Annotated in this window: 13 protein-coding genes; 8 read left to right on the forward strand and 5 right to left on the reverse strand. The window is 60.1% G+C overall.

The annotated features are described in order from the left end of the window. Positions 1–20: 20 nt before the first annotated feature. Positions 21–968 carry a cupin domain-containing protein gene (locus HV744_RS16285; protein ID WP_175150512.1) on the reverse strand — a complete coding sequence of 316 codons (948 nt, stop codon included), beginning with the start codon at positions 966–968 and terminating at the stop codon, positions 21–23. 756 nt (positions 969–1,724) lie between these two features. Between HV744_RS16285 and HV744_RS16290 the strand changes: the two genes are divergently transcribed. After that, entirely contained in the window at positions 1,725–2,645 is a 921-nt protein-coding gene (locus HV744_RS16290; protein WP_175150513.1) for a LysR family transcriptional regulator, read from the forward strand. A gap of 66 nt (positions 2,646–2,711) precedes the next feature. On the opposite strand, the gene HV744_RS16295 is transcribed toward HV744_RS16290, so the two are convergent. The 3 genes from HV744_RS16295 to HV744_RS16305 form a co-directional block, all read right to left on the reverse strand. Next, on the reverse strand, positions 2,712–3,722 hold the full coding sequence (locus tag HV744_RS16295) for a YVTN family beta-propeller repeat protein (RefSeq protein WP_175150514.1): 1,011 nt from the start codon (positions 3,720–3,722) through the stop codon (positions 2,712–2,714). Beyond that, on the reverse strand, positions 3,719–4,060 hold the full coding sequence (locus tag HV744_RS16300; RefSeq protein ID WP_175150515.1) for a hypothetical protein: 342 nt from the start codon (positions 4,058–4,060) through the stop codon (positions 3,719–3,721). The genes HV744_RS16295 and HV744_RS16300 overlap by 4 nt, the downstream gene beginning before the upstream one ends. A 536-nt stretch (positions 4,061–4,596) precedes the next feature. Then, entirely contained in the window at positions 4,597–5,310 is a 714-nt protein-coding gene (locus HV744_RS16305; RefSeq protein WP_175150516.1) for a YoaK family protein, read from the reverse strand. A gap of 469 nt (positions 5,311–5,779) precedes the next feature. Between HV744_RS16305 and HV744_RS16310 the strand changes: the two genes are divergently transcribed. From HV744_RS16310 to HV744_RS16325, 4 genes are all read left to right on the forward strand, one after another. Next, the gene (locus HV744_RS16310) at positions 5,780–5,977 is read left to right on the forward strand and encodes a rubredoxin (protein ID WP_175150517.1); all 198 of its coding nucleotides are present in this window, start codon (positions 5,780–5,782) and stop codon (positions 5,975–5,977) included. Positions 5,978–6,059: 82 nt separating this feature from the next. Then, the gene (locus HV744_RS16315; protein ID WP_175150518.1) at positions 6,060–7,310 is read left to right on the forward strand and encodes an SAM-dependent methyltransferase; all 1,251 of its coding nucleotides are present in this window, start codon (positions 6,060–6,062) and stop codon (positions 7,308–7,310) included. A gap of 147 nt (positions 7,311–7,457) precedes the next feature. Then, on the forward strand, positions 7,458–7,673 hold the full coding sequence (locus HV744_RS16320; RefSeq protein ID WP_425497739.1) for a hypothetical protein: 216 nt from the start codon (positions 7,458–7,460) through the stop codon (positions 7,671–7,673). Between the two features lie 212 nt (positions 7,674–7,885). After that, positions 7,886–8,296: a transposase gene (locus HV744_RS16325; RefSeq protein ID WP_175150519.1), complete on the forward strand. Its 411-nt coding sequence runs from the start codon at positions 7,886–7,888 to the stop codon at positions 8,294–8,296. Between the two features lie 74 nt (positions 8,297–8,370). On the opposite strand, the gene glcC is transcribed toward HV744_RS16325, so the two are convergent. Next, positions 8,371–9,138, reverse strand: a complete 768-nt coding sequence (gene glcC / locus HV744_RS16330) for a transcriptional regulator GlcC (protein WP_175150630.1) — start codon at positions 9,136–9,138, stop codon at positions 8,371–8,373. 234 nt (positions 9,139–9,372) lie between these two features. On the opposite strand from glcC, the gene glcD reads away from it, so the two are divergent. The 3 genes from glcD to glcF are packed head-to-tail and all read left to right on the forward strand — an operon-like array spanning position 9,373 to position 13,170. Then, a complete protein-coding gene (gene glcD, locus HV744_RS16335; protein ID WP_175150520.1) occupies positions 9,373–10,872 on the forward strand; it encodes a glycolate oxidase subunit GlcD in 1,500 nt (499 codons plus the stop codon). Further along, the gene (glcE, locus tag HV744_RS16340; RefSeq protein ID WP_175150521.1) at positions 10,872–11,939 is read left to right on the forward strand and encodes a glycolate oxidase subunit GlcE; all 1,068 of its coding nucleotides are present in this window, start codon (positions 10,872–10,874) and stop codon (positions 11,937–11,939) included. Before glcD ends, glcE begins: the two co-directional genes overlap by 1 nt. A 13-nt stretch (positions 11,940–11,952) precedes the next feature. After that, positions 11,953–13,170 carry a glycolate oxidase subunit GlcF gene (gene glcF / locus HV744_RS16345; RefSeq protein ID WP_175150522.1) on the forward strand — a complete coding sequence of 406 codons (1,218 nt, stop codon included), beginning with the start codon at positions 11,953–11,955 and terminating at the stop codon, positions 13,168–13,170. Positions 13,171–13,257 lie beyond the last annotated feature (87 nt).

Here is a 13,257-nt window from a genome sequence, read left to right on the forward strand (position 1 = left end):
CCGTCCGCGACGACTACCGATTAGCGTGCGAACTGGATGTCCAGCGAACGCAGGTACGTCTGGAGCCCAGCGTCCTGGAGGGGAATCACGTGGGCAAGTTTATCCGACTCGTTGAAATGGGCGTGCCAGTAGCCCGGCGGCGTCACGAAAGCCATACCCGGCTCCCAGTCGACCCGGACGGGATCGACGATATTGCCATCGGCGTCCAGTTCGGTACCGACCAGCGTGTAGACGCCCGGCTTGCAATCAGGAATGAAGTCGAGCGCGATCGACTGATGGCGGTGGGGTTTTTGGGAAGTATTCGGCGCAACAGCACCGAACATTGCCCACATCGAATGAGTCACTGTGCGCGTTTGCGGGAAGTGGGTATTGCCGAGCAGAATGCTCACGCGATTGCGCTGGCCCGCTCCCGGTGCTGTGGCTACCTTCTGCAGTTCTTCCTGTGCGCGGGCAGCGGGATACAACGTCGGGGTGAAGCGGGCACGCGCCGTTTCAACGCCGAGGTAGGCAAGCAACGGCGCGTCGTTGACATAGTAGAGGCGCGCGGTCGAGTCCGCTGCCAGAACGGTTTCAGCACCACCGGGAAGCGAAAAGAAGTCGCCCGTGGCGAACGTCAAGGAAACCTCCTTCTGAGCGACTGTGCCCGATCCGTCGAGGACGTAAAACACCTGTGAAGTCGCGTTCGGGTTCACGGACAGTTTTTCGCCCGCGACGATTCGCAGAAAATTGGCCATCAGCGCCGGACCGGTGGCCGGATAGTCACAGCCGAGATCCGAAGACAGATCAAGCGGCACGATACGCGTGGGGCCGCTGTCATACAGGGAGCCGAAGAATGAGCGATAGGGCACCCGGGAGATCAGCTTCGCGCCAATCGGATTTGCCGACGACGTGTATTCGAAGTACTCGGCATCGCGGGTAACTTCATCGTCAGTCAGTTGAAGCGTCGAATAAGCGGTTTTTTCAAGCATGGTAGAAACTCCTGAAGGGACACACGTAGTTCTGACAGCGGCACTCGCTGATGCGTGGGGTTGGGATCAACTATAGGACCAAGCTTCACCAGACAGAATCACGCAAGCCAGAAATCAGCTTTGCACAAAAGGGATAACCATCGTGCTCCTTTTCTTTTACATTGGTTGAACGCGGTTCCAGCGATGCTTTGCGCGACCCCGGAGCAGAAGCAGATCGGACCACGTTAGTCACTCGGACACTTGAGCACTTATTCCGTGATGCACTTAATCAGACCTTCTTCACAACGATATCGTCCTTCGCCATGGCTGGCGCGTGCGATGTTCTGTTGTGGGTCCGTCGTCATTTGCGTCTGGTATGGAATTTCACATGACCGGGACGCCGCCAATTTGCATCAGGCGGATCTTCTTTCATCGCAGCCTGATGCGGAGCGTCTTCTGGTGGGTGACATGCTCCAATTGTGCGAACCTTCGGTTTCGCGCGGGCGATCGCGCCACGGCTTACGTGGCGGTTCACGAATCGTCCCGCCGCATCGGGAGCGGACCGGAAAGGGTCGTCTTGTGACGACGCGTCGCGACAGCCAGCGCGAACCGCTTCCTCCTGGCTATGTCCGGTCGCTGACGGACACGAAGCAGTGGACATAGCGAATCCTGGCCGACATAGATAGAATCAAGGCCGCCAGGGCGTCATGGGAACTGCGACGCGACCCTTGAACAAGGGGCCAGGCCATGCGGCTTCACCTTCGCGAGAACTGCCCAATGGATTATTTTTCAGCGATACGCGCCTTTCTTCACGCAGCCGAACTTGGGAGTTTCAGCAAGGCGGCGGGAAAGATCGAAGTCAAGACATCCACCGTTTCGCGCTACATCAATGAGCTCGAGAAAGACCTCGGCATTGCGCTATTCAACCGATCGACGCGCGGACTCGTGCTGACCGAAGGAGGGCGGGTCTTCCGCGAGCATGCGCAGGTTGCCATGAAGAGCCTGGAGGAAGCACGTGAGATCACCGCATCACTTAACAGTTCTCCCCAAGGACTCTTGCGTGTGACGATGCCACGATCGTTTGGTCGCAGGCATGTGATCGCCCATCTTCCGGAATTCATGGATCGCTACCCAAGGATCGACGTCGATGGCGTCGTGACTGACGATGTTCTCAACATCATCGATTCGGGTATTGACCTTGCGATCAGGATCGGCGTGCTGCCGGATTCGCAACTGATGGCGCGCCAACTCGCGGTGCATCGAAGAATCGTCTGCGCGAGCCCAGGTTACCTGGCCAGGCATGGAACCCCCGCGTCGCCGAAGGAACTCGTTGACCACGAGACCCTGCGATTTCCGCTCACACCCGACGACAAATGGTTGCTCGTCAACCGCGGCAGCGCAACGCACGGAGAAATCCCTGTCCAGCTACATGGACGTCTGCGTGTCGACGATACCGAAGCAATGCTGGATCTTGCCGTTGCTGGCCAAGGGATAGCGATGTTGCCTACCTGGGCCATTCGGACTGTTTTCCGCGAAGGAAAGCTGGTTCAGATCCTACCTGAGTGGGAGGCGCAACCCACGAGAAGTGAACCAGCGATATGGGCCATCTATCCGCGTAAGAAGACGGTATCGTCGAAGGTCAGGGCGTTCATTGACTTCTATGCAGACATCTTCCGCCGGGAAGGGCTGGTGCAATAGCCCCGGTTTGTGCCGATTGCGTTCTCGCTACCTTCTGTACACACCACCGCTCAGGTGGCCTCCGACTCAATCGGGGTTGGGCGGATAGACGGATGCGCGGTCAGCGAAATAAATGCCGTGAGGAGATCGGCCTACCGCGATTGTGTCGATCAGCTTGCGCGTTGTCAGGTCGATTACGCCGACGTGACGTGCGAAGCGAAATGTGACCCACAAGTAGCGGCGGTCTGCCGACAGTTCCATATCGTCAGGACCAGGCATCAGACCCGTTATGTCAGCAGTCTTGGTCAGGTTGTTATAGTCGAGAATGCTGATGGTGCTATCAACGCGATTGGTAACGGCGACGTGCGTACCATCGTCCAGATTGCGGAAGTTATGCGCGCCGCGTCCCGTCGTAATCTTTTTCACGATGTGCTGCGTGCGCCAGTCGACCACGGTCACATCGTCTTCACCAGTCATGCCGACAAGCAGATAGCGGTCGCCCGGTGTCATCCAGAGTCCGGCGGGTACCTTACCGACCGGCATCTTCCAGCGCACCGTCTGCGTCGGAAGATCAATCGCGGCAAGCTCACCGGAGTCTTGCAGCGTCACGAACACAGTCTTGTTGTCAGACGCGAAGGTCATGTGACTCGGCGTCTTTTCTACCGCAACGCGCTTCGCGAGCTGGAAGTTATGTCCGTCATACCGATAGATATCCACACGATCGAGTCGCAGCGCGGCCGTGACGAACCATTTATGGTCTGGCGAGAAGCCCAACTGATAGGGATCTTCGATACCTTCGAGGCGCCGCTGTACGCTTCCAGTGTGCGGATCGAGAAACATCAGGTCGTTCGAGACCGAATTCGCCACAATCAGTGAGCTCCCGTCGGGCGTAATCATCAGGTGATGTGGCTCCTTCCCCGTGGGTTCGGTCGCGACGACCTTGTGGCCCGCTTCGTCCAGAAGGCTCAAAGTTGCCTCGCCGGAATCCAGCACGACGACGCGATCAGCAGCATGGGTAAGAGTCGTTGTGAGAAACGAGGCGCAAAACGAAAGGGCAAGCACCGAACATTTCGCGGTCGGGAAAGAGGGTGAAGTCATGGGCGATGCAGCGACACCTTAAGAAGTGAAGGTTCAGGAAGGATTGAACGAGAGAAGCAAGTAGAATAGGCGCCGATCCGGGCGCGTGGAACGACCGATTCGGAAAGTCTGTTTTGCGCCGTCAGGCACACCGCAACGAGAAAGGCCGGGCGATCGAACCATCGCTGATTGACGCGAGGCTTACGATGCCCGCCTGGTGAATCCAGCAGAATGACGTGGTTCGAAACACTGCACAATTGGACACGCGTATGGTGATCGAGTGCTTCTTCAATTCGCTCCAACAGTCGAAACAGACCATTGCGCAGCGCCACCCGGAATGGTGCATCGGGGGTCGCCAATCGCCGTGCCAATCAGACTGAGCAGTGCCGCTAATGTGTTCAGGCAACGGGAAACGCGTTCAAGGCGTCGGCCAATATGGGAATCGCTTTCGAGCACTGCGGATAGTGAACTCAACGAATCGCGGGAATGAACTGCGTCATCAAGAGCATTTGACAGGTGTCTCAGCAAAGCGTGCTCATTTACTTTGAGCGATGGAATGCTGTTGATGGCGATCCGCGCAGTTTCGATTGACTGGTCGACCTGCACGGCGAGAGCCCACGCGCGCCGAGCGCACTCATCCGGCGACGGGTCCGGCTGTACGACAAGTAGCGCCATGTCCCGTGCCGAGTCGGCTAACTGGAGCTAGATCCGTCGAAGGTCGTAGCGGCTCGGTCCCAAGGGATGGACGCGCCAGATGCTGCAACTCAGTACCGTTAGTCTGCTGAATGATCCGGTTTTCGTGTCTGTCGACTGCTTGCATTGGCGCTTTGCACCGTGCTCGAGTTCCATATGTTCGATCAAGGTGTCTGGAATCTCTGACTTGTTGCCTCTATCGCTATGCCTTCCGGCGGACTGACTGCAGCAACGGCGGTATTGAAAGAAAAACGATTCCCAGCGCAGAAATCAGCAGGGTCATCTCGCCGACAAGTGCGTAAAGGCCCGCGCCAATGACTCCCCCCGCGCAAAAGGCGGTCATCGCCATGACCTTGTGCTTGAGACCATCGATATGGGAGTCTCTGTCGGTCAACGTCTTCCTTTGCAAAGCATGGGCGACTATTGCGCCGAGATTGACACCGATGTCGGTTGATGTTCCGGAAAAGTGAGTGGTGCGGACGCGGAAGTTCGATACAACGGCCGCAGCCGCATTCTGAAAGCCCATCAGAAAGCCGAGCCCAAAAACAAGGACCGGTCCGCTACCTGTACGTAAAGTGACGTCGGCAACCGCTAGCACGACGAGCAGCACAGCTTCAGTCATAAGGATAATCGCGCAGGCTTCGGCGGCGTGCGTCGGGCCGCGCAGTTCCAATAGCACCGCCGACAGCGTTGCACCTGCTATGAACATCGCGATGAGCGTCAGAAGCGTAAGAACGGAGCGCACCTCACCAGACGCCATGTTGTCTGCCAGCGAGGTGATATTGCCAGTCATATTCCCGGAAAATACGCCTGCGACGCAAAAGCCGGTCGCGTTCAGCACTCCGGCGACGGCAGCCAATGACCACCCGAGCCGCAGCTCGTGATGCGATGAAAGGACAGTGGGCGCTACGGGCATTTCTCGGAATCCTTGCTTCGTGCAGCCTGATAGGGGAAGCAGCCGGTTTCGGCGTTCGATGCGATCCGCTGCAGGTTGATATCAGCACAATGGACATCTGCGTCGGCAATCGCTCCTGAAACCGATTCTAGTGACGACCGCGATATCGTCAGAAGTGCCGTGCTTCGAAATCAGTATTACAGGAAAGGGCCTACCAACGTAATGCGCGCTGCTTTCGGATCCGGTGTTTTGCCGCTTGAGCCTGAACATGCAAGGTCGCTTGCCGGTATATCCATACAGACATCCTCAGTCATGGCAGTCATCCCAAACTTGCAAAGCTGTGTTGTCCGGGCAGGTCTTCCGGGATGCAAGGGTTTTACCTATCTTGATCTGGTAATAACACTTGCCGGCGGGTGCTTGCGACGCAGGGGTTCTTAAAGGCACGCGCGATCCTCCTGGCGAGAGAAATTGTCAACCTGAATGTGAAGCGATGAGCGAAACAGTCGAACCCTTTTCACCCGCTAGCCATCTCTGGGTCTGCATCATCTGCGGATGGATCTACGATGAAGCGTCCGGTGTGCCGGAAGACGGCATTCCACCTGGAACACCGTGGAACAACGTCCCGGACAGCTGGGTATGCCCATTGTGCGACGCGAAAAAGAACGAGTTCGAGATGGTGCGTATATAGAAAAGGCTGTGAACGGGTCGCGTGACGCCATGCGTTGCACCGAGGACTTACGGGTCAGATGACGGATTCGGGGAATACGAGAATGATTTACGAAAAGAAATTGAGTGGATGGGTGGAAACCGTGCGAACGAACACGAACCTGCCAGTTCGCCTCGTCTTATGGAATGGGCGGCACTTCGATTTCGGGACTTTCGCGGCTCCGCAGGTGACAATGAAGGTGAACAGCGCGTCCGCGCTGCCCCTCCTGCTCGAACCAAGCCTCGACAATCTCGGCGAGGCGTATGTGAAGGGCAAGATCGACATCGAAGGCAAGCTGTCCGACATCATCAACATCGGCTATTCGCTTGCGCGCAGCACGGTCACCAGTGCCAGCAAGCTTGCGCGCGTGCGGCGCTACTTCAATCACTCGAAAACGTCGGACAAGAAAGCGATCCAGTATCACTACGACGTCTCGAACGAGTTCTACAAGCTGTGGCTCGACGAGAACATGGTGTACTCGTGCGCGTACTTCGAGAACGGCGACGAAGATCTCGCCACCGCGCAGATCAAGAAGATCGATCACATCCTGACGAAGATCCAGGTCCAGCCGGGTCAGCGTCTGCTCGACATCGGCTGCGGCTGGGGCGCGCTCGTGCTGCGCGCGGCGCAGAAGTTCGGCGCGAAGTGCGTCGGCGTGACGCTGTCGCAGAACCAGTTCGACCTCGCGACGCAGCGCGTGAAAGCAGCCGGGCTCGAAGGCCAGATCGAAATCCGGCTGCAGGACTATCGCGATGTCGAAGGCCAGTTCGACCGCATCACGAGCGTCGGCATGTTCGAGCACGTGGGCCGCAAGAATTTGCCCGCGTACTTCCAGAAGATCCGCGACCTGCTCACCGATGACGGCATCGCGATGAATCACGGCATCACGTCGGCGGATTACGACAGCGGCGAAACGGCGCTCGGCGGCCGCGAGTTCATCGACAGATACGTGTTCCCCGACGGCGAACTGCCCCACATCAGCCTCGCGCTCGAATCGATGCAGCGCGGTGGGCTCGAAGCGGTTGACGTCGAAAGCCTGCGCCGTCACTATGCGCACACGCTCGATATCTGGGCCGAGAACTTCGAGGCCACGACTGCACAGGCAAAGCAGCTCGTCGACGACGAGAAGTTCCGCATCTGGCGCGTGTATCTCGCGGGCTGCGCGTATGCATTCGAAAACGACGACGCGTCGATCTATCAGGTGGTGTGCCGCAAGGCAGGACGCAGCGCGAAGACACTGCCGTGGTCGCGCCGCTATATCTACAATGAATTGGAGCAAGCCCACAGGATAGCGACAGCAATTCGCCATGGTTAGAAATTCGGCATTCGACGCATGAGTGCATTGTTATGAAATACGCTCCATGACTCATGCTGGCACCAACACATGACAGGTTCCGGGTCGGACCTCTAGGATTTTGCTCCGATTTCGGGTGGCAAGTATGACCGCTACAAGGCTCTCAAATTGAATATGTTGTCGCACCACGGCAGGCTTCGGCGCCTTCTGAGCGCCCATGAATTTGCCGCGCTGCTGTTGCTCTCATCTGCGCCCGTAGAGCTGACATCCGGTACCGCCGATTATCTTGAATTGGTGGATGCGGGACTCGTGCAGATCATCGACACGCAGTTTGCGCTCACAGACGAAGGCAGTATGGTGCTGACTCGCCTTGCCGCACTTTGATGAACGTTTTTGCACGCGGCGCTAACCTCCGCCGCACGATGTTCCGCATCAAGCAAAACTGTCTTTCCGACTTGGGCTCTTGCAGCGCGTGGTTCTTCTTTTACGTACAGATGCTCAAACTTCTGGTACGTCAGGCGCTGCCGTACGGCTTTGTTCGGAAGGGGGACGGGTGTTAAGAATCGCAAGATCAAGGGGCGCGTGGATCAAAGCGGATGCCGTACAAAGCCAGACTCAAAGACGGTCAGGAGCGTAAGCGCAAAAAACCTGACTATCGGGTGACGAACTGTCGTGAATACAACGAGAGTCTGAAGAAGCGTGGAAAAATCGGCCTCTATTTTCCCGATGGCGATCTCAAGGCGCAATTCATCACGGCGTCGCCGTATGTGCGCGGAGTGTCTGGACGGCTGCCGTCGTACAGCCGGCCGTACGTTGAACTGATCTATACGTTCTACCGGCTGTTCGGCTGGGGAATGCGGCAAATCACCGCTATATGGAAGATTACTGGGCTGCCCGGGGGCTGGACATCCCGGTTCCCAGCTTCGGCCACCTGTGTGATCTGTTTGCCGCGCTGGACGTCAAGCTCACGCAACGGTGCGAACGACTGGCCGACGGCGAGGACGTGAGCATCATCGTCGACAGTACGGGGATGAGTTTCGGCCGGGCCAGTGTCGGACGGCAATTCATCGGCTGATGTACTTCAAGTCCACCCCTCGAGACGCAACGTGGACCGCACGAGCCGCTGCTCTTCCTGTTCGATTTCCTTGAAGCTCTCGCGCACGCTCCTGATATGCTGGCTCGCCGCCCGGCGCGCCTGCTCCGGCAGCTTGCCCGTTACCGCGTTATAGAGGCGCGCGTGCTGCCGGTCGATAAGCCGCTTCTGCGGCTCGCGGTGATACAGGTTGTTCACCGATGCGAACACCGAACTCAGCATCAGATCGTTTAGCGTAGCGAGCGTATGCACGAGCACCGGGTTGTGCGACGCCTCGCAGATCGCGAGGTGGAACGCATGATCGAGGCGCGCATGCGTTGATGCATCCGTCTCTTCCTTATGGCCGGCCACCATCTCGTCGTAGCGGCGTGTGATCATGATGTAGTCGGCGGGCGTGCCGCGCAGCGCCGCAAGCCGAGCCGATTCGGCTTCGAGCATCTCGCGCACTTCGAGCAAGTCATACAGCGTGCGCGGTTGCGATCCGAGCAGATGCATCAGCGGCGTTTGCGCCGGCTCGGCGGTCAGCTTTGCGACGAACGAACCCTTCCCTTGTGCTGTGTCGATCAGTCCCCGCGCGCGCAGGATCTTCAGCCCCTCCCGCAGCGCCGTTCGCGACACGCCAAGCTTTTCCGTCAGGCGACGCTCTGACGGCAGCGTCTGCCCCTGTTTCAGCACGCCGTCGACAATCAGCCGCTCGATGCGCTCGACGACCACGTCCGCGAGTTGCCGCCTGCCTTCCTGTTCTGTCTCTTCCACGGTGTTCAGCACTGGTATGACCACTTTTGTATGCTAGCACGGTAGCGGGTAAGTGTTTGTCCTGGACCATTTGAAACACATGACTTAAGCGATCCCGGCAAGAAAGACACCCTCAAAAAACTGGTATTACCACCATGAAATATTTCGACATGACCGCCCCGACCCGCAACAATCGGGAAAACATGCAGCCAATCCGAAGCTCGCAAGAAGCCGCGGACCCACAGGAGACATCGCATGACCTACACCTACGACGAGAGGCTCGACGGCCCGCTTCGCGATCACGACAAAGCCGTGATCGTGCGCGAGCTGCAGACACTTCTTCCCGATCTGCAGCTTCTGCATGAAAAGGAAGACCTCCGGCCGTTCGAATGTGACGGCTTGTCCGCCTACCGCATCACGCCGATGCTCGTCGCCCTGCCCGGCACCATCGGCGAGGTTCAGACGCTGTTGAAGTACGCGTCGGCGCACGGTGTACCCGTGGTCGCACGAGGCGCGGGCACCGGGCTTTCCGGGGGCGCCTTGCCGCTGGAAAAAGGCATCCTCCTCGTGATGGCGCGCTTCAACCGCATCCTCGAAATCGATGCCGAAGCCGGCACCGCCCGCGTGCAGCCGGGCGTGCGCAATCTCGCGATTTCGCAGGCAGCCACACCTCATGGGCTTTACTACGCGCCCGATCCGTCATCGCAGATCGCGTGCTCGATCGGCGGCAATGTCGCCGAGAACGCGGGCGGCGTACATTGCCTCAAGTACGGGCTGACGGTCCACAACATCCTGAAGGTCGAGATCGTGACGATCGACGGAGAGCGGCTCACGCTCGGCTCCGAAGCGCTCGACTCGCCCGGCTTCGATCTGCTCGCGCTCTTCACCGGTTCGGAGGGGATGCTCGGCGTCGTGGTTGAAGTTACCGTGAAATTGCTGACCAGGCCGCAGAGTGCAAAGGTGCTGCTCGCGAGTTTCGACGACATCGAAAAGGCCGGCGATGCAGTAGCGCAGATCATCGGCGCGGGCGTGATCCCGGGCGGTCTCGAAATGATGGACAACCTCGCAATCCGCGCGGCGGAGGACTTCATTCGCGCAGGCTATCCAGTCGATGCCGAAGCGTTGTTGCTGTGCGAAGTCGACGGCGCGGAATCGGACGTTCAGGAAGACTGCGAGCGCGTCGAGATGCTGCTGCGGGCGGCAGGCGCGACCGATATCCGCCTCGCAAAGAACGAAGCCGAACGCCAGCGCTTCTGGGCGGGTCGCAAGAACGCGTTTCCGGCCGTTGGCCGCATCTCGCCCGACTACTATTGCATGGACGGCACGATTCCGCGCCGCGAGCTGTCGCGCGTGCTGCGGGGCATCGCGGAGTTGTCGGCGCAATACGGGTTGCGCGTCGCGAACGTGTTCCACGCCGGCGACGGCAACATGCATCCGCTGATCCTCTTCGATGCCAACGCACCCGGCGAAATGGACCGCGCCGAAGCGATCGGCGCGCGCATCCTCGAGCTGTGCGTCGCGGTGGGCGGCAGCATCACGGGGGAACACGGCGTCGGACGCGAGAAGATCAACCAGATGTGCGCGCAGTTCAACCGCGACGAACTGACGTTCTTCCACGCGGTCAAGGCCGCCTTCGATCCCGAGGGGCTCCTCAATCCCGGCAAGAACGTGCCGACGCTGCATCGCTGCGCCGAGTTCGGCTCGATGCATGTGCATCACGGCGCGTTGCCCTTTCCCGAACTGGAGCGCTTCTGATGCGACGCGACCTCATTTCCATCGACGACAGCGCGCGGCTCGTCGAGCACGTTCGCAGCGCACTCGCCGAAAGAAAGCCGCTCTCCATTCGCGGCGGCGGCAGCAAGGCGTTGCTCGGACGGCCCGTTACCGGCGAAGAACTCGATACGCGCTCGCATCGCGGAATCGTGAGCTATGACCCGAGCGAGCTCGTCATCACTGCGCGCGCCGGCACGCCGCTCGCGGAAATGAACGCGATCCTCGACCAGGCCGGCCAGATGCTCCCCTGCGAGCCATCGACGTTCGGCGGCGGCGCTACTGTAGGCGGTGTCGTCGCGTGTGGCCTGTCCGGTCCGCGCAGGCCGTGGGCCGGTTCGGTGCGCGACTTCATCCTCGGCTGCCGGATCATCACGGGCGAGGCGAAGCATCTGCGCTTCGGCGGACAGGTCATGAAGAACGTGGCGGGTTACGACGTGTCGCGTCTGATCGGCGGCAGCTTCGGCTGCCTCGGGCTCATCACGGAAGTCTCGCTGAAGGTACTGCCCAGGCCGCGCGAAGCACGCAGCCTCACGGTCGAGATCGAAGCTGGCGACGCGATGCGCGAGCTGTCGGCATGGCGCAAGGCGGCGCTGCCGGTGAGCGGCGCGTGCCACCTCGACGGCAAGCTGCATCTGCGTCTCGAAGGCGGCACGGGCTCGGTGCGCGCGGCGCTCGATCGCATCGGCGGCGAGGATCTCGACCCGCGGTTCTGGGAGTCGCTGTGCGAGCAGCGTCTCGCCTTCTTCGACGATCCCCGCCCGCTCTGGCGTCTGTCGCTGCCGAACAATACGCCGCTCGTCGCGTTGCCGGGCGCCACGCTGCTCGACTGGGGCGGCGCCCAGCGATGGCTCAAGAGCGACGCGCCCGCCGCGGCGATTCGCCAGATCGCAAGCGCGGCGGGCGGCCATGCGACCTGCTTCACGCCGAGGCCGGGTATCGAACCGTTTCATCCGTTCGCCGCACCGCTGATGCGCTTTCACCGGCAGCTGAAGCAACGCCTCGATCCGCACCGCATCTTCAATCCCGGGCGCATGTACGCCGATTACTGAAGCGATCACGACCATGCAAACAAATCTCAGCGACGAAGCAAAAGCGCTCACGCGCGCGAAAGAGGCGGAAGACATCCTCCGGTCGTGCGTACACTGCGGCTTCTGCAACGCCACGTGCCCGACGTATCAACTCCTGGGCAACGAGCTCGACGGCCCTCGAGGACGCATCTATCTGATCAAGCAGATGCTCGAAGGCGAACCGGTCACCGGCAGGACGCAACTGCATCTCGACCGGTGCCTGACGTGCCGCAACTGCGAGACGACGTGTCCGTCGGGTGTGACCTATCACGCGCTGCTCGACATCGGCCGAGAGATGCTGGAGCGCCGGGTCGAACGGCCCGTGGCCGACCGCGCGCTGCGTGCTGGTCTGCGCAACGTAGTCCCGCGCGCGAGGACGTTCAATGTATTGCTCAAGGTCGCGCAATTGATGCGGCCTGTTCTTCCCGATGCACTCGGCGAGAAGATTCCTCGCCGCGCGCCCGTCGCCCGCGAACGGCCCGTTGTGCGCCATGTTCGTCGCATGCTGATGCTCGAAGGCTGCGCGCAACGTTCGCTCTCGCCGAATACGAACGCGGCCGCCGCGCGCGTGCTGGATCGGTTCGGCATCAGCATCGAGCCTGCGCCGGAGGTCGGCTGCTGCGGCGCGACCGACTATCACTTGAACGCCCAGGAAGCGGGGCTTGCGCTAGCACGCCGCAATATCGACGCATGGTGGCCAAAGGTACGCGCGGGGGCGGAGGCGATCATCCAGACGGCGAGCGGTTGCGGTGCGTTCGTCAAGGAGTACGGCCACCTGCTGCGCGACGACCCGGCCTATGCTGACAAGGCCCGCCGCATCAGCGAAGTCACGCGCGATCTGGGCGAAGTCCTCACCGACACGCCGCTCGAACAGTTGCAGATCAACGCCGACAAGCGCGTCGCCTTCCATTGCCCTTGCACCTTGCAGCATGCGCAAAAACTTGGCGGCCTGGTGGAGGCGGTACTCGGCCGGGTTGGCTTCGACCTCGCGCCTGTCCCCGACGCGCACCTGTGCTGTGGATCGGCGGGAACCTATTCGTTCACGCAACCCGACCTTGCCCGCACGCTTCGCGACAAAAAACTCGACGCGCTCGAAAGCGGCAAGCCCGACGTGATCGCCACGGCCAACATCGGCTGCCAGACTCATCTGGGCGCAAGCGGACGCACGCCGGTGCGCCACTGGATCGAAATCGTAGACGAAGCGATCGCCTGAACGGCGCACACGACCAGCGCGCGCGGGACGGTACGCCACTGCCACCAGCCGTTCTTTTACAGGAGTTCGACCCGAGCATTCTCACTT

The organism is Paraburkholderia ultramafica, assembly GCF_902859915.1.
GTDB classification, from domain to species: Bacteria; Pseudomonadota; Gammaproteobacteria; order Burkholderiales; family Burkholderiaceae; genus Paraburkholderia; species Paraburkholderia ultramafica.

Bases quoted from the DNA above. Each gene is read 5' to 3' on its own strand.
- HV744_RS16285 (WP_175150512.1), bottom strand. From the start codon at position 968: ATGCTTGAAAAAACCGCTTATTCGACGCTTCAACTGACTGACGATGAA.
- HV744_RS16290 (WP_175150513.1), top strand. From the start codon at position 1,725: ATGGATTATTTTTCAGCGATACGCGCCTTTCTTCACGCAGCCGAACTT.
- HV744_RS16295 (WP_175150514.1), bottom strand. From the start codon at position 3,722: ATGACTTCACCCTCTTTCCCGACCGCGAAATGTTCGGTGCTTGCCCTT.
- HV744_RS16305 (WP_175150516.1), bottom strand. From the start codon at position 5,310: ATGCCCGTAGCGCCCACTGTCCTTTCATCGCATCACGAGCTGCGGCTC.
- HV744_RS16310 (WP_175150517.1), top strand. From the start codon at position 5,780: ATGAGCGAAACAGTCGAACCCTTTTCACCCGCTAGCCATCTCTGGGTC.
- HV744_RS16315 (WP_175150518.1), top strand. From the start codon at position 6,060: ATGATTTACGAAAAGAAATTGAGTGGATGGGTGGAAACCGTGCGAACG.
- HV744_RS16325 (WP_175150519.1), top strand. From the start codon at position 7,886: ATGCCGTACAAAGCCAGACTCAAAGACGGTCAGGAGCGTAAGCGCAAA.
- glcD (WP_175150520.1), top strand. From the start codon at position 9,373: ATGACCTACACCTACGACGAGAGGCTCGACGGCCCGCTTCGCGATCAC.
- glcE (WP_175150521.1), top strand. From the start codon at position 10,872: ATGCGACGCGACCTCATTTCCATCGACGACAGCGCGCGGCTCGTCGAG.
- glcF (WP_175150522.1), top strand. From the start codon at position 11,953: ATGCAAACAAATCTCAGCGACGAAGCAAAAGCGCTCACGCGCGCGAAA.